Here is a 13,693-nt window from a genome sequence, read left to right as displayed (position 1 = left end):
TTCGGTCCAGGCCTCACTTCTGGGCGTGCTGCCCCAAGTAGAAGAGCAACCAGATGAACCCGGCGAACACGTGCGTGCCGAAGATGTAGAAGAAGGCCCGCATCGCAACGCCCTTCTCTTTCCACTTCTCGTGCTCCGCCGCTGTGTCCTTCTCGGGCAGGTTGTCCGTCATGACGCACCTTCCTTCTTCGTGCTCGGCTCCTCGACCGGGCGGCGGCACGGGCGGACGCGGACCTGCATGCCGTGTTCGCCGGCGTACTCGATGACGGCCGCGACTTCGCCGGCGTCGACCGTGCGAACCTCCGGCTCAGGGCCGGTTCCGAGGTAGGTGATCTCGTACAGCTGGACGGCCCTTCGGTTCCTGCTGGTCACGGTGTACCTTCCGGCAGGATGAAGCGGACGACCACCGTTTTGCCGTGCCCGCCGGAGGGAGGCTGGATACGGATGTCGCCGCCGAACGTGCGCGCCAGGTCAGCCACCGTGCGCAGCCCTTGCCCGGAGGTCCGGCCGGCATCGGCCGGCGTTATCGGGCGCGGGTCCAGGTCCTCGACCGAGACCACGAGCAGGTGCTCGGCCATGTGGAGAGTCACCTCCGCATCCGGGGAGTCCTGGGCGTGCCGGACGGCGTTGGCCACCAGCTCGCTGACCACCAGGAGCACGGCGCCGAAGAGCGTGCAGGAGCTCTCCAGGCCGAAGAGGACCAGGGACCGTTCGCTGCGCTCGCGCGCGGCCCGCACGGAACCCGGCACCAGCGGCACCGTCCACACGTGCTTGAGCACCCCGGCGGCCGGCCGCCCGCTGGGGTGCCGGGCCATCACCGACGCCTCGGACACGCCAGTGACAATGTCTGGTTCACCGGCCGTCTCCGGCGTCGGTGGCCACGCCGTGATCGTGGGCCACGCGCAATGCGTCCTCCAGCTCCTCCGCGGCCTGCGCCTCCTCGACGGCATCGTCAGCCTCCTGTGCAGCCTGGAGACGAGCCCGCGCCACACGGACCCGTTCCAGCGCCGCTTCCTCGAACCCGGCCACACCGCGACCCCCGTCCACCATATCCAGAACTAGTAAATTGCATAACTCTGCAAGTCTAGCTGGTGCGGGTCCTTGGGAGGTTCACCGGCCCAGGCTGGTCAGGGCACCTTGCGCACCAACTGGCTGGTCAGCTCGTAGCGGGCGCCGACTACGGCCAGGCAGCCGTCGGCGACCCGGGCAGCGAGGGCCGGCTCGGCGGCAAGGCGGTCCCGGACCCGGCGGACGTTCTCGGTGACCGCCGCGTCGATCCGGGCGTCGCCCTGAAGTCGGTGGTCGATCGCCGGTCGGATCTGGTCCGCCAGGTAGCGGATGTGCGCCGGGAGCTCGCCGCCGGCCTTTGCGTGTACGGCTGCCGCGACCGCCCCGCAGCCCTGATGGCCCAGGACGACGATCAGCGGGACGCGGAGTTCCAGCACGCCGTAGGCGATGCTGCCCAGGACTGCCTCGTCCAGAACTTCGCCCGCCGACCGCACGGTGAGCAGATCGCCCAGCCCCTGGTCGAAGACCAACTCCGGCGGCACCCGCGTGCGCCGACGGTACGGCTTCGGCCGCTTCCACCATTCCGGGCGGATCCGGCTCGTCCATCGGGTCGCAGATGTGTGACGGCACCGACTGGCCCGCACAGTGGTAGCCGCACTCGGTGACCCAGCCGCGCAGCTCGGCCAGGGAGGTCCGGCGGGGGTCGAAGACGACCGTGGCCGACTGCGCGACCGCGTTCACCTCGACGTCCAGCACCCCCGGCCGGCGGCCCAGCACGGCAGCGACGGTGTTCTGCTGGGTGGCCCGGACGATGCCCCGCACGTCCAGGACCACCGTGCTGCGCTCCTTGCCCCCATCGCGCGGCTCGGGCTTCCGATGGTGCCGCATGCCCGTCCACCTCCCCGATCCGACAGCGGGGTCCACTCGGCCAGGGCGCCTACCAGCAGCCTGTGGCCGTCGCGACCGCCGCGCAAGGGCAGAGCAGGCGCCCGGAGAGCGAGCGGCGACTCAGGTCCGGGCCGGGGCCGCGCCGTATCGATGGCGGATCACGTGCTGCGCTGGTCGCGGGTGTCCCGGCGAAGCTGGTCGGTGTGGCGGGTGAGGGCGTCGATGCGTTCGGCGAGCTCGGCGTCCTCGGGCCGCAGGTGGGGCCGGGTGTCGGCCAGGGGGCGGACGAGGCGGGCGGTGTCGTTGTCGGCGAGGGCCTGGTTCAGGTCGCCTATGGCGCCTTCGGCGTCGTCGGCGAGCCCGGTGAGGGCGGTGATCTGGCCGGCGAGGCGGCGCAGGTCGGCGGCGTTGTCGCGGGCCCAGGCGTCCACGCTGCGGTCGGCGGCCCGGGTGTCGCGGGTGGCCTGGACGCGTTCCTCGCCGGTGCTTCCGGCCTTGCCGGGGCGCATTCGGAGGTAGCGGCGTTCTGCGGCCTGGCGGCTGGCGACTCCGAGGGGGCCGGCGAGGTCGGCCCAGCTGGCGCCCTGGCCGCGGGCGTTCTCGATCAGGCCGGTTTCCCAGCTGGCGAGCTGCTCGCGGACCTCGCGGAGCATCAGCAGTGAGGCCAGGGCCGGGTGCGGGCCCGCGGCCGGTGCCGCTGCCGACGTGCTTGTGGAAGCTTGCTGCGCGTCCTTGACGGCCTGGTTGATGGTCTCCAGTGCCGCGGCGGCGGCCAGGAAGGTGACGGGTGCAGTCGGCTCTGCGGCCTCGGCCATGACGGTCTCCGTGGTCTGTCATCCTCCAGATGACTGCTTGCTTGTCATCGTTTCGATGACATGTTACAACGGAAGCACGTTGAAGCGCATTGGCAGTTCCTGCCTGAACCAACTGGAGGTGTTTCGCGATGTTGATGCGCACTGACCCGTTCCGCGAGATGGACCGGATCGTCCAGCAGCTCTCGGGTGCGTCGGGCACGTGGTCGAAGCCGTCCGTGATGCCCATGGACGCCTACCGCGACGGCGACGTGTACGTGATCGCCTTCGACCTCCCCGGCGTGAGCACCGACGCGATCGACATCGACGTCGAGCGGAACATGCTGACCGTGAAGGCCGAACGCCGGCCCGTGGAGAAGTCCGACGGCGTGCAGATGGAACTCTCCGAGCGCCCTCTCGGTGTCTTCTCCCGTCAGATCATGCTGGCCGACACCCTCGACACCGAGCGCATCGAAGCCGACTGCGACGCGGGTGTCCTGACCCTGCGGATCCCGATCGCCGAGCGCGCCAAGCCTCGGAAGATCGCCATCGGCGGCGAGGCGGGCCGCAAGCAGATCTCCGGCTGATCCGGCCGGTACCGGCGGCGGAGGACGGGGAACCCGATCCCCCTCCGGCACCCCGTCCTCCGCACCCCTTCCCCCCTTTCACCCCTCCCATGGAGGTGACGTGAGATGTCGATGCGCCGGGAAGCGTTCATGGACCACGTCCAGGAACGCGGCGAGTACCGGACCCGGGAAGAAGCCGAACGCGCAGCCCGCGTCGTCCTCGCCCTGCTGGGCGCCCACCTGGTCGGCACCGTGCGGGCCGAGCTCGCCGCCCGGCTCCCCGAGACCTACGCCCTGATCCTCCTCAACCCCCTGCAGGCCGCGGAGCCGCTCTCCCCTGAACGCTTCGTCCGCGCCACAGCTGCCTGGATCGAAGGCGCCACCGAGGCGACGGCCCTGTGGGACATCGGCGCAGTCCTCTCCACCGTGGCCGCCGCAGCCGGAGACATCCTCATCCGGGACGTCCTGCTCCAGCTCCCGCCCGGCTACGACCTCCTCTTCGGCCACCCCCAGCCCACCTGACCGGCCGGCGCCACCGGCGGGACACCGAATCATCGAAGAGAAAGGCAACCGCAGCACCATGTACGACCAGCCTCGACCGCACCAGGCCCACCCCGCCATGACGTTCGAGCAGATGCTGGAACGCGTGCGCCACGAAGGCGCCTACCCCACCCGCGAACGCGCAGAAGAAGCCGTCCGCACGGTCCTCGCCGCCCTCGGCCGCCAGCTCGTCGGAGACGAACGCGTCGACCTCGCCCAGGCCCTGCCCGTCGAAGCCGCCCTCGCCCTGACCGCCCAGATCCCCGCCACCGAACGGCTCACCGGCTGGAGCTTCATCAAGGACATGGCCGCCCGCGCCGGCACCAGCCCGGCCGTCGCCCGCTGGGACACCGGCGCCGTACTCGCCGTCGTCACACGCCTCACCGGCCCCGACCTCCTCACCCGCATCCTCCACCAACTCCCCACCGGCTACGCACTCCTCTTCGGCCAGGCCGAACTGCACCAGCCACAGCCCGCAGCGTGACGCGGTAGTTGCAGGAAAGCCCAGGCCAGCACCCGGGCCGGCTCCTAAGGCCGCAGGTGCCGCAAGGTGAACTCCGGCGTTGCGTAGGGGCCACCCTGCGGAGTCCCGTGCGGTGCGGTGGTGTCGGTGCCCGGGAGGGTTGCCGCCTGACTCGCCCCGGGGTGGGAGCCTGGTCCGTGACTGGTCCGGGAGGCGCGACCGAGTGACTCCTTTCGGCACCTAGTGTGATGGCCCTGTGTCTACGGGTGACACTTCGAAACTTCTTTCAGAAGGGCAATTTCCCTTCCGGGAGCTCGACTTGGCGCTCTAGAAGAACCCGACTGCCTTCGGGGAATAGCTGCAATAAAGGTTCTTCGTCTGCTGGTAGTGCTCCAGCATCATCTTGTGCGTCTCGCGGCCGATGCCCGACTGCTTGTAGCCGCCGAAGGCGGCGTGGGCGGAGTTTGAAGCAACTCCGTAAGGCGAGCAGGAGGCTGACCAGGCATGATGGCAGATATGGAATGTCTTGATCACTGGTTGCAACGGTCTCCAGCCCTCTCAGGGGAGACCCTGGAGAGACTTATGGAGCACCTGACCGAGGGTGAAGACGACTGACCACCGGACTGCGCCGTCACTCTGAGCTGGAGAGGCTCGAAGCCGGCTCGGGCAGCAAGCCACGGAGATGACCGAAGACCCAGGTGTCGACGGCATCGGAGTAGCGGTTGATCCAGTCCGTCGGTGGCAGGTCGTGCGGTTCAGCCAGGCCATGGCACCACTGCGAGATGATGTTGTCGCCGAGCGCGAGATCCGTCACGGCGGCGCGCAGCTTGACAGCGTGCTGAAGGATGAGGTCGCGGTCCACGCACCAGATGGCGCCGATTGAGGCGCCTTCGTGGGCGATCCAGTTTCGGGCCCGCCTGGCCTTGTGCAGGGTGTCCATGTCCATGGTCTGGCCCATTGCGTGTGCGGCCAGGCTGTGCAGCGTGCCGCCTAGCAGCTTGTTGGCGGGGACTGAGGCGACGGCCTCTTCGAAGGTCATAGCCGGGTCGGTTTGGTGGGCGGTGATCAAGTTGCCGACACGGAGCAGGTACTGGCACTTGTCCTCATAGGCGTTTGCGAGGTGCAGCGCCCGGCCCACCGAGAGGAACAGCGCATCGAGCAGCTCGGGTTCCCGGGGCTTCAGGAGGCTGAGTGACCAGGTCATGCCCGTCACGTTAGCGCGCGGTTCCCGCTTGCTGCGGTGCTTTTCCGGCGAACGGCTACTTGCCGCGGGCGATGTCGATCTGGAATTGCACTTCTCGGTCGACGGCCATCACGGCCTGCTCGACGAGCTCCTCGAAGGGCTCGAATGCGTCCTCGACGGCTGCGTACTTGCGTACCAACTCGTGCTTGTCGGCGATGGACTCCAGCGCGGAGATGTGGCTTCTCCACTGCTCCATGTCTGCCTTGGAGTACTGGTACTTCTTCCCGCGGACCTGTTCGAGGGTCGGATTCGCGGCAAGGTTCGCCTGCACGAGCCGCATGGCATCGCCGCGGACGAGGTGCGGGACCCCAAGGTTGTCCTCGATGAACGAGAGACCGTCGGCCATTTCGTCCAGCCGGGCAGTGAGGTACTGGGCAAGTACGCTGCGGACGTGGGGCAGGTCGAGGCCCACTTCGCGGCGAAGCTGCGCGGCGATGCGCTGCGGGAGGTCCATCTCCAGGAATCCCGAACCGCCTCCGGTGAACCGTGAGAGCTCCGGCCCCAGAGGATTTCCGGTGAAGGCCGTCATGTGAGGCTTGTACGCCTCCAGCGCGGAACAGGCAGAGTCGAAATAGAACAGGGTGGCCGGCCTGAGGACCTCGCGCCGCAGCTTGTCGCGGTGATACATCTCGTTGCGATACTTGTGCAGCTTCTCGAGGACGGGGCCGAGCGCCGGATCGAGCATCTCGCGGTCGGTCAAGAACGCCACCTTGGCGTCGAAGTTCCGGTCGATGTCCCTGAGTTTCGACTTGGAGATCACTCGGGCCTCGATCGAGGGCATCTCCGCCGCCGCTTCTTCGTGCCCGTTGGCCGCGAGGTCCTTGCACTTCGCTAGCAGCCCCGTCAGCAGCTCCTGATCCCACAGCGCAGACTGCACCGTCCGGTGAAGGATCAGCTCCGTCACACTGTCGAGGAGTATGTAAGCCAGCCGCAGGTGGGGCACTCTCCCTCTCTCGATCAACCCCTTCGCCTCTTCGAGTTGCACGACAACCAGTTCCAGCCGCTCCATGCCGACCTCTCCCTCGCAGTGCCCCACATCATCCCTGCCTCGCAGCGGAGGCGACACGCGATATTGCTCGGGCCTACGAGGGAATCCCCGGTTAACGGTCCATGGCAGTGGCTGACTGTTCCGCGTCGGGTCTCGTGCCCAATCTCTGCCCACGGTCGGAGGCTGCGAGTCTGGACCGTCAGTGCAGCCCGCGCCCCCGTGCCCATCGAGGGCGATCCTGCAGACTCCGGCGATGCTTCCTCCGGCGAGTGCTACGTTGTGCCGCAGGGGAGTGGCACGGTGTATCACACCAGACCGGTTCAGCCCGAGGGCTGCGTTCCTGGTGCGGTCGCGCCGCTCGGACAAGCACGATCAGTAGTGGGGAACGTGGCGGGAGCGAGGTCGCATTCGGCGGCAGGACAGATGACTGGGTATCTCTACCAGTGTGAGCTCGCCCTGCTCGAGCTCGCCCGCCGCAGCTGGCAGGACCCCACCGTCGAGGTCCGCATGGAACTCCTCGACGACATCGAGTTCCTCGACCCGGACAAGACTCCACGCGAACTGCTGCAGGCCAAACATCGTGAAGCCGCCGGCCCTCTGAGCGAGACCGGAAAGGACTTCTGGCGCTCTGTCGCGTCATGGATCGACGCCCTCAAGAAACTCTCCGATCCTGCAGACACGACCATGCCCATCCTGCGCCTCGTCTCGACCCAAAGCGCACCGCCGGGCACCTTCTTCCACTACCTCAGCGCCGGCCCGGCCAGGGACGAGACCAAGGCACTGGAACGTATGGAGCGGGCCGCCGCCGACGACGAAGGACCTGGCACCACCGCGGATGACCGCGAACTGTTCATGAAGCTCACCCCTGCCCGGCGTAAGCAGCTCGTCAGGGCCATCACCGTCAGTGACGCAGCCCCCCTGATGTCAGACCTCGACCCTAGTCTGGCCAAGGAACTGGGGATCACGCCGAGCGACCACGCTCAGGCCGCCCTCGACGAGATCAAGGGTTGGTGGTACGGCATGGCGGTCAAGCTGCTGGAACGCCGGAACCCTCAGCGCATGCGCGCCTCCGTCAGCGCCCAGGAACTCATGTGCCGCCGGGACGAGGTCACTGGCCGTTACATAGGCAGGAATCTGCCGATCACGGAGACACTGCGCCATCTCACCCAGGCTGAGATCGCCCAGTACAACGATCGCCTGGTCGTCACTCAGATGCGGTGGATCGACCTTCCCGATGAGGAAGTGGCGATGCACCTGCGTGACTACCACTATGCACGGGCCCAGCGCTCCGAATGGCTGCGCACCTTCAAGATCACTCCGGAACGGATCGACGAATACGAGGGCGAACTCCACTACGAGTGGGAGAACGCCTTCCGGCGCCGCACCCGCCGTATCCGAGACGACATGAGCGAAGAGCAACGCCAGACCCTCGGCCAGGAAATCCTGGACGCCACCATGGACCGCGTGGCCGATACCCCGCTGCGCCCGGGCAGCGTCACGGCGCCCTGGATCGGCGCCGGCAGCGTTCACGGTCTGTCTGACCAGGCAGACACTGCTAAGCCAGACCGGCAGCTCGGCTGGCACCCCGACTACGTTAACCGCTGCAAGAATCCCGACGAATCGCAGGAACAGTGACGACAGACTCGCACCGCAACGTGCCGGAGGTGCAGGCACTCTTCAACCCCGCGTTCGGTGCGTATCTCCTGGCCAGCGCCGTCAACGCTGCTACGAAGAAGTCCGATCGGCCGCTGCCCTGGTCCAGCGCGTTCCTGGTCCTGCCTCTCGTGCTGCCCGCAGACACTCGCGACTCCCTGCCCGGCAAGTCCACCGTCACACTCTCGGCTTGGGCCCACGAGCACCCACATTTGCAGGCAGTATTCGCCGAACGTGCCGTGGCGCTTACCGTCTACACCCGCACCAGCCTGCGTACCGCCATGCGCCACCAGGCCATTGACGTCACCTCCGGTGGACTGGTCTGCCCCCGCGCTCCGAAGCCCCCTTCGGCCGCCCCCGGCGAGGAAGTCGCTGACTGTGCCCGCGCAGCGGGACTGGTTGGTCGCTGGCTCGCCGTGACCGACCCGCCTCGAGCCTTCACCGCCCTCGGCGTCCGGCCCTGACTCACCCCCCGAAATGGAGTTCTGGAACCGTCATGCAGCTGCTCGCCCTGGCCCTGTACCACCGAGACCGCCGGAGGCCTCCGAGGGTTCTGCGGTTTCGCCCCGGGGCGCTCAACATCCTCACTGGTGAGTCAGAGACCGGTAAGTCTGAAGTCCTTACCATCGTCGACTACTGCCTCGGACGTCGCGCGCCGAACCTGCCTGACGACCTGATCGACCAGACCGTCGGCTGGTACGCCCTTCTGGTTACTTTCGCCGACAACTCGCGTATGGTCCTGGCGCGTCCCCGCCCGATAGGTGCCTCCACCCAGCACGCGTACACCCGCACCGGCGACGCCACCCTGGACATCCCGCGCCCTGACGAACTCGTCAATAACTCCAACGTTGCGGCGCTGCGCAGCGAACTCAGCGCCCGCCTTGGCATCGAGGACTTCCACTTCCAGCCGCCCACTGGTGCTGCGCGTAACCCCTTTGACGTCTCCATCGGCCAGGCGGCTCTGCTCTGCTTCCAGAGCCAGAACGAGATCGCCGACCAGACGGCACTGTTCCACCGCCAGAACGAGTCCGGTATGGCCCAGGCCCTCAAGGACACCCTGCCGTACTTCCTCGGCGCCGCCGGCCCCGAGCAGTCACTGCGCCGTCACCGCCTCGGCGAAGCCCAGCGAGCCCAGCGCGCAGCACAGCGGAAGCTCGACGATGCCCTACGTCATCAACAGGCCATGGACGCCAATGGTCTCGCCCTTGTCCGCCTGGCCGAGGCCGAAGGCCTCCTCGCCGAGGTGCCCGCGGCCCCAGACATCGCCGAGGTCCTCTCCCTTCTCCACCAAGCCCTATCCGCAGTCCCGCAAGCCACCGCTCCACACGAAGTGCATGACCGGCGCCAAGAACTCAACGACGAACGCCGACTCCTGCGGGAACAACTGCAGGACCTCGACGACGCCTTGGCCGCAGTCGACCGCTGGCAGCAACAGGGACGTGCTTTCACCGGCGAACTCCACCTTCAGCTCGACCGCCTCAAGACGCTTGACCTCCTCGGCCCTGAGCGCCACCACGACACCAGCGTGTGCCCCTTGTGCACCCAGCCCTTGGAACATCCGGACCCCAGCGCGCAAGACATCGCCGAGCTGACCAGCCATCTCGCACGCGAACTGGCACAGGCACAGACAGTGCAGCCCGTTCGCGAGGAACACCGACGCGCCCTGCAGGCCGATCGCGCCAGCGTCGCCGAGCGCCTCAGGATCAACGGTGCCCAGTTCAAGGAACTCTTGGCGAGCGATGAGCGTCTGCGCAGCCTCCAGGAACACGACCTCCGAGTCGCTCACATCCAGGGACGGATCTCCGAAGCACTTACCCGCACGGGAACTGAGAGCGACATCAGTCAGCTGCGCCACAACCTCGTCTTGGCACAGGAACACGCAAGCACACTCGAACAACTCGTCGACGAAGACGACATCGCAGCCGAAACCGAGCGCCGACTCGCGGACATCGCCATCGGCATGACCGCCTGGGCCAAGCAACTCAACCTGGGGGGAGCCGCAGAGGCCTTTGAAGTGGGGATCAGCCTCAAGCTCCTCAATGTCGTCCTCAGGAGACCAGCCGGACGATTGCCCCTCACCCGCATCGGCAGCGCCAAGAACCACATCGGGTACCACCTGGTGGCCCATCTTGCATTGCACACCTACCTACGGCGCAATAACCGGCCCGTACCCGGCTTCCTCATGCTCGACCAGCCCACTCAGGCGTTCTTCCCGGAGAAGCCTCGCGACGCCTCGACCATCCAAGACGCCGACTGGGCGACGGTCACCGCCTACTTCGAACTCCTCAGCGACGTCGTGCGCCTGAATCGGGGATCGCTTCAGATCATCGTCTGCGACCATGCGAATCTGCCGGAAGGTTGGTTCCAGGATTCCATCATCGGCAACTGGCGCCCTGACGCCGAAGGCAACCGGACCGCCCTGATCCCTCTGGACTGGCTCGACGGTTGACATCGTCGCCGCCGCGGCCGGCAGGGAGCACCAACCGACGTGGCCGAGTCCAATGAGAATGGGCCCACCGGGCAGCTCCTGCTGGCTGCTTCCCTTTGCCCTACGCGCCTCGGAAGGCGAGCCAAGGGGCAGTTTCACCCCGGACGACCCTCGCCAAGGGAGCCTAGAAGAACCCGAGTTTCTTCGGCGAGTAGCTGACCAGGAGGTTCTTTGTCGACTGGTAGTGGTCCAGCATCATCTTGTGGGTCTCGCGGCCGATGCCCGACTGCTTGTAGCCGCCGAAGGCGGCGTGTGCCGGGTAGGCGTGGTAGCAGTTCGTCCAGACGCGGCCCGCCTGGATCGCGCGGCCCGCGCGGTAGGCCGTGTTGATGTCCCGGGTCCAGACGCCCGCGCCCAGGCCGTACGACGTGTCGTTCGCGATCCGTACGGCGTCGTCGAAGTCCTGGAAGGAGGTCACCGACACCACCGGGCCGAAGATCTCCTCCTGGAAGATCCGCATGCGGTTGTCGCCCTCGAAGATGGTCGGCTGGACGTAGAAGCCGCCCGCGAGGTCGCCCTCCAGTTGCTGCTGCTCGCCCCCCGTGAGGACCTTCGCGCCCTCCCGCCGGCCGATCTCCACGTAGGACAGGACCTTCTTCAACTGCTCCTGAGAAGCCTGCGCCCCGATCATCGTGTCCGTGTCCAGCGGGTGCCCCGGCACGATCCGTTCGGTGCGGGCCACGGCCGCGTCGAGGAAGTCCCCGTACCGGCCCCGCTCGATCAGCGCGCGCGACGGGCTCGTGCACACCTCACCCTGGTTCAGCGCGAACATGGTGAAGCCCTCCAGGGCCTTGTCGCGCAGGTCGTCGTCCCTGGACCAGATGTCGTCGAAGAAGAGGTTCGGGCTCTTGCCGCCGAGCTCCAGGGTGACCGGCTTCAGGTGCTCGGCCGCGTACTGCATGATCAACCGGCCGGTCGCCGTCTCCCCGGTGAAGGCGATCTTCGCCACCCGCGGGCTGGACGCGAGCGGCTTGCCCGCCTCCTCCCCGAAGCCGTTGACGATGTTCACCACGCCCGGCGGCAGCAGGTCCGCCACCAGGCTCAGCCAGTAGTGGACGGAAGCCGGAGTCTGCTCGGCCGGCTTGAGGACCACGGTGTTGCCCGCCGCCAGCGCCGGGGCCAGCTTCCACACCGCCATCAGGATCGGGAAGTTCCACGGGATGATCTGTCCGACCACGCCCAGCGGTTCGTGGAAGTGGTAGGCGACGGTGTCGTCGTCGATCTGGCTCAGCGCGCCCTCCTGCGCGCGCAGCGCTCCCGCGAAGTACCGGAACTGGTCGATGGCCAGGGGAAGATCGGCCGCCAGGGTCTCCCGCACCGGCTTGCCGTTCTCCCAGGTCTCCGCGACCGCGAGGGATTCCAGGTTCTGCTCCATCCGGTCCGCGATCCGCAGCAGGACCGACGACCGCTCGGCGACCGAGGTCCGGCCCCACGCGGGCGCCGCCGCGTGGGCCGCGTCCAGCGCCCGCTCCACGTCCTCGGCCGTGCCCCGGGCGACTTCTGTGAAGACCTGGCCGTTGACGGGGGAGGGGTTGTCGAAGTACCTGCCCTGGGCGGGCGGAGCGTACTCGCCGCCGATGAAGTGGTCGTAACGGGGCGCGTACGACATGAGCGCCCCCTCGGTACCGGGCGCAGCGTAGCGGGCCATGGTGTCCTCCCCTTGCCGGGCGCCGGCCGCCGTCGGACAGCGCTCGGCCGGAGGCTAGGAGCGGGCAGGTTGCGGATACGTTGCACGCCGCTGGCCACCGTGGTCCGGGCGCACGCCCAGCTCCCGGTCCAGGGCGCGTACGCGGGCCAGCGCGGCCGGCCTGCGCTCCGGCGGCAGCGCCGCCGCCAGGGCCCGCCACGCATCCGGGTCGTCCGCGCCCCACGGGCCGCACACCCAGTCGGTCAGCAGCCCGGCATCCGCCCGCGCGATCACCGCCGCCCGCGCCTGGTCCTCGATCCGCCGCCGCAGCCGGACGATCCCGGGAGCGGTGGACGCCGGCAGCAGGGGCCCGGGATAGTGGCGGAGGGCCGCGGACACCGCCCCGGCAGCCAACTGCCGTGTCAGAGCCGTGAAATCGGCGGCCAGCGGACCGGCCGTGCGGTACGGGCGCGAAAGCGGAGCCGACGACCCCAGCAGGGAGCGCAGCCGGGAGATCTCGGCGCGCACCGTCACCGGTGACACCGACTCGTCCTCGTACAGGGCGATCGCCAGCTCCTCGCCCGACAGGCCTTCGGGATGGTGCGCGAGCAGCGCCATGATCTCGCTGTGCCGCCGCCCCAGCCGGATCCTGCGACCGGCGGTGACCAGCACCGCCTCGTCCTGGCCGAGGGCGGCGAGGGTGTCCCCGGGGGGCGGCGGATCCGCTGCGAGCAGGGTCAGCTGGGCTTCCGCCGCGCGCGCCACCGCCCGTACGAAGCCGAGGGAGTGTGGGTGGGCCAGGCTGTCGCCCCCGGTGATGTCCACCGCGCCCAGCAGGCCGCCGGTGCGGGGGTCCCGAACCGGCGCCGCCGCACAGGTCCAGGGGTGTGCCCGGCGGCTGAAGTGCTCGGCCCCGAAGACCTGCACGGGTTCGCCCGTCGCGACGGCCGTCCCGGGCGCGTTGGTCCCCATCGCCGACTCCGCCCAGCGCGCGCCCGGGACGAAGCCGAGGCCCTCCGCCCTGCGCAGGGTGCCCGGTTCGCCCTCCACCCACAGCAGGCTGCCCCGCGCGTCGCACACCGCCAGCAGGTGCGCCCCGCGCGCGGCGAAGGCCCCGACGAGATCGCGGAACAGCGGCATCACCCGGGCCAGCGGGTGCTCCTCGCGGTACGTGCGCAGCTCCGCCTCCGCGAGTTCCACCCGGGGTGCGCACTCCGGGCTGAGGCGGGCCCGCGCGCACCGCCGCCAGGAGCGCGCGATGACCGCCCGGACCGGATCCTCGACCCGCCCGTCCTGGGTGAACGCGGCATGGGCGCGCCGTAGTTCCCGCGTGCGCGTGGCCGGATCGGCCCCGCCGGGCAGCGCCACCGACGGATCGCGCATGTCACCCTCCCGTGGTGCCGCGATACGGAGCCGCGGGCATCTAGCTGCGGGTCGT

The 13,693-nt window shown here is 68.6% G+C and carries 15 protein-coding genes and 3 pseudogenes; 7 read left to right on the top strand and 11 right to left on the bottom strand.

The window, feature by feature from the left end:
- Nucleotides 1–13: 13 nt before the first annotated feature.
- From DEJ51_RS34365 to DEJ51_RS03420, 3 genes are read right to left on the bottom strand one after another with little or no spacing between them, the layout of a single operon-like run.
- A complete protein-coding gene (locus tag DEJ51_RS34365) occupies nucleotides 14–172 on the bottom strand; it encodes a DUF6126 family protein (RefSeq protein WP_190620181.1) in 159 nt (52 codons plus the stop codon).
- Nucleotides 169–372, bottom strand: coding sequence for a hypothetical protein (locus DEJ51_RS03425; RefSeq protein ID WP_150256150.1), 204 nt, complete (start codon nucleotides 370–372; stop codon nucleotides 169–171). Before DEJ51_RS03425 ends, DEJ51_RS34365 begins: the two co-directional genes overlap by 4 nt.
- Nucleotides 369–833, bottom strand: coding sequence for an ATP-binding protein (locus DEJ51_RS03420; protein WP_190620179.1), 465 nt, complete (start codon nucleotides 831–833; stop codon nucleotides 369–371). Before DEJ51_RS03420 ends, DEJ51_RS03425 begins: the two co-directional genes overlap by 4 nt.
- Nucleotides 834–843: 10 nt before the next feature.
- On the opposite strand from DEJ51_RS03420, the gene DEJ51_RS34360 reads away from it, so the two are divergent.
- Nucleotides 844–1,062 (top strand): hypothetical protein, encoded by a 219-nt coding sequence (locus DEJ51_RS34360; RefSeq protein ID WP_190620177.1) that lies wholly within the window; start codon nucleotides 844–846, stop codon nucleotides 1,060–1,062.
- Between the two features lie 65 nt (nucleotides 1,063–1,127).
- Here DEJ51_RS34360 and DEJ51_RS03415 read toward each other — a convergent pair.
- The 3 genes and pseudogenes from DEJ51_RS03415 to DEJ51_RS03405 form a co-directional block, all read right to left on the bottom strand.
- Nucleotides 1,128–1,556: pseudogene (locus tag DEJ51_RS03415) on the bottom strand (carbonic anhydrase); the annotation flags it as partial.
- Nucleotides 1,557–1,713: 157 nt separating this feature from the next.
- Nucleotides 1,714–1,896: pseudogene (locus DEJ51_RS03410) on the bottom strand (hypothetical protein); the annotation flags it as partial.
- Between the two features lie 158 nt (nucleotides 1,897–2,054).
- Nucleotides 2,055–2,711, bottom strand: coding sequence for an HSP18 transcriptional regulator (locus DEJ51_RS03405; protein WP_150256145.1), 657 nt, complete (start codon nucleotides 2,709–2,711; stop codon nucleotides 2,055–2,057).
- A gap of 128 nt (nucleotides 2,712–2,839) precedes the next feature.
- On the opposite strand from DEJ51_RS03405, the gene DEJ51_RS03400 reads away from it, so the two are divergent.
- From DEJ51_RS03400 to DEJ51_RS03390, 3 genes are all read left to right on the top strand, one after another.
- Nucleotides 2,840–3,274 (top strand): Hsp20/alpha crystallin family protein, encoded by a 435-nt coding sequence (locus tag DEJ51_RS03400; RefSeq protein ID WP_150256144.1) that lies wholly within the window; start codon nucleotides 2,840–2,842, stop codon nucleotides 3,272–3,274.
- A gap of 105 nt (nucleotides 3,275–3,379) precedes the next feature.
- The gene (locus DEJ51_RS03395; protein WP_150256142.1) at nucleotides 3,380–3,775 is read left to right on the top strand and encodes a DUF2267 domain-containing protein; all 396 of its coding nucleotides are present in this window, start codon (nucleotides 3,380–3,382) and stop codon (nucleotides 3,773–3,775) included.
- A gap of 58 nt (nucleotides 3,776–3,833) precedes the next feature.
- On the top strand, nucleotides 3,834–4,277 hold the full coding sequence (locus DEJ51_RS03390; RefSeq protein WP_150256141.1) for a DUF2267 domain-containing protein: 444 nt from the start codon (nucleotides 3,834–3,836) through the stop codon (nucleotides 4,275–4,277).
- Nucleotides 4,278–4,583: 306 nt separating this feature from the next.
- Here the strand turns inward: DEJ51_RS03390 and DEJ51_RS34900 are convergent.
- The 3 genes and pseudogenes from DEJ51_RS34900 to DEJ51_RS03375 all read right to left on the bottom strand — a co-directional run.
- Nucleotides 4,584–4,718: pseudogene (locus DEJ51_RS34900) on the bottom strand (aldehyde dehydrogenase family protein); the annotation flags it as partial.
- Nucleotides 4,719–4,887: 169 nt separating this feature from the next.
- A complete protein-coding gene (locus DEJ51_RS03380; RefSeq protein ID WP_150256139.1) occupies nucleotides 4,888–5,460 on the bottom strand; it encodes a hypothetical protein in 573 nt (190 codons plus the stop codon).
- Between the two features lie 55 nt (nucleotides 5,461–5,515).
- Nucleotides 5,516–6,508 (bottom strand): hypothetical protein, encoded by a 993-nt coding sequence (locus DEJ51_RS03375; protein ID WP_150256137.1) that lies wholly within the window; start codon nucleotides 6,506–6,508, stop codon nucleotides 5,516–5,518.
- A gap of 402 nt (nucleotides 6,509–6,910) precedes the next feature.
- On the opposite strand from DEJ51_RS03375, the gene DEJ51_RS03370 reads away from it, so the two are divergent.
- The 3 genes from DEJ51_RS03370 to DEJ51_RS03360 are packed head-to-tail and all read left to right on the top strand — an operon-like array spanning nucleotide 6,911 to nucleotide 10,589.
- Nucleotides 6,911–8,122, top strand: a complete 1,212-nt coding sequence (locus DEJ51_RS03370; RefSeq protein ID WP_150256135.1) for an ABC-three component system protein — start codon at nucleotides 6,911–6,913, stop codon at nucleotides 8,120–8,122.
- Nucleotides 8,119–8,604 (top strand): three component ABC system middle component, encoded by a 486-nt coding sequence (locus tag DEJ51_RS03365; RefSeq protein ID WP_150256133.1) that lies wholly within the window; start codon nucleotides 8,119–8,121, stop codon nucleotides 8,602–8,604. The genes DEJ51_RS03370 and DEJ51_RS03365 overlap by 4 nt, the downstream gene beginning before the upstream one ends.
- Nucleotides 8,605–8,636: 32 nt before the next feature.
- Entirely contained in the window at nucleotides 8,637–10,589 is a 1,953-nt protein-coding gene (locus DEJ51_RS03360; protein ID WP_150256131.1) for a DUF3732 domain-containing protein, read from the top strand.
- Nucleotides 10,590–10,752: 163 nt separating this feature from the next.
- On the opposite strand, the gene DEJ51_RS03355 is transcribed toward DEJ51_RS03360, so the two are convergent.
- Together DEJ51_RS03355 and DEJ51_RS03350 are read right to left on the bottom strand one after the other, a co-directional pair.
- Nucleotides 10,753–12,276 carry an aldehyde dehydrogenase family protein gene (locus DEJ51_RS03355; protein WP_150256129.1) on the bottom strand — a complete coding sequence of 508 codons (1,524 nt, stop codon included), beginning with the start codon at nucleotides 12,274–12,276 and terminating at the stop codon, nucleotides 10,753–10,755.
- Nucleotides 12,277–12,330: 54 nt separating this feature from the next.
- Nucleotides 12,331–13,638: a GAF domain-containing protein gene (locus DEJ51_RS03350; RefSeq protein ID WP_150256127.1), complete on the bottom strand. Its 1,308-nt coding sequence runs from the start codon at nucleotides 13,636–13,638 to the stop codon at nucleotides 12,331–12,333.
- Between the last annotated feature and the right edge of the window lie 55 nt (nucleotides 13,639–13,693).

The sequence above is a fragment of the Streptomyces venezuelae genome (assembly GCF_008642275.1).
Taxonomy (GTDB): Bacteria; Actinomycetota; Actinomycetes; order Streptomycetales; family Streptomycetaceae; genus Streptomyces; species Streptomyces venezuelae_E.
The sequence above is the reverse complement of the archived record's forward strand: the minus strand, read 5'-3'. Positions and strand labels throughout refer to the sequence as shown.

What these genes read in the sequence shown, in the direction of transcription:
- DEJ51_RS34365 (WP_190620181.1), bottom strand. Translation starts at nt 172, where the DNA reads ATGACGGACAACCTGCCCGAGAAGGACACAGCGGCGGAGCACGAGAAG.
- DEJ51_RS34360 (WP_190620177.1), top strand. Translation starts at nt 844, where the DNA reads ATGTCTGGTTCACCGGCCGTCTCCGGCGTCGGTGGCCACGCCGTGATC.
- DEJ51_RS03405 (WP_150256145.1), bottom strand. Translation starts at nt 2,711, where the DNA reads ATGGCCGAGGCCGCAGAGCCGACTGCACCCGTCACCTTCCTGGCCGCC.
- DEJ51_RS03400 (WP_150256144.1), top strand. Translation starts at nt 2,840, where the DNA reads ATGTTGATGCGCACTGACCCGTTCCGCGAGATGGACCGGATCGTCCAG.
- DEJ51_RS03395 (WP_150256142.1), top strand. Translation starts at nt 3,380, where the DNA reads ATGTCGATGCGCCGGGAAGCGTTCATGGACCACGTCCAGGAACGCGGC.
- DEJ51_RS03390 (WP_150256141.1), top strand. Translation starts at nt 3,834, where the DNA reads ATGTACGACCAGCCTCGACCGCACCAGGCCCACCCCGCCATGACGTTC.
- DEJ51_RS03380 (WP_150256139.1), bottom strand. Translation starts at nt 5,460, where the DNA reads ATGACCTGGTCACTCAGCCTCCTGAAGCCCCGGGAACCCGAGCTGCTC.
- DEJ51_RS03375 (WP_150256137.1), bottom strand. Translation starts at nt 6,508, where the DNA reads ATGGAGCGGCTGGAACTGGTTGTCGTGCAACTCGAAGAGGCGAAGGGG.
- DEJ51_RS03370 (WP_150256135.1), top strand. Translation starts at nt 6,911, where the DNA reads ATGACTGGGTATCTCTACCAGTGTGAGCTCGCCCTGCTCGAGCTCGCC.
- DEJ51_RS03360 (WP_150256131.1), top strand. Translation starts at nt 8,637, where the DNA reads ATGCAGCTGCTCGCCCTGGCCCTGTACCACCGAGACCGCCGGAGGCCT.
- DEJ51_RS03355 (WP_150256129.1), bottom strand. Translation starts at nt 12,276, where the DNA reads ATGGCCCGCTACGCTGCGCCCGGTACCGAGGGGGCGCTCATGTCGTAC.
- DEJ51_RS03350 (WP_150256127.1), bottom strand. Translation starts at nt 13,638, where the DNA reads ATGCGCGATCCGTCGGTGGCGCTGCCCGGCGGGGCCGATCCGGCCACG.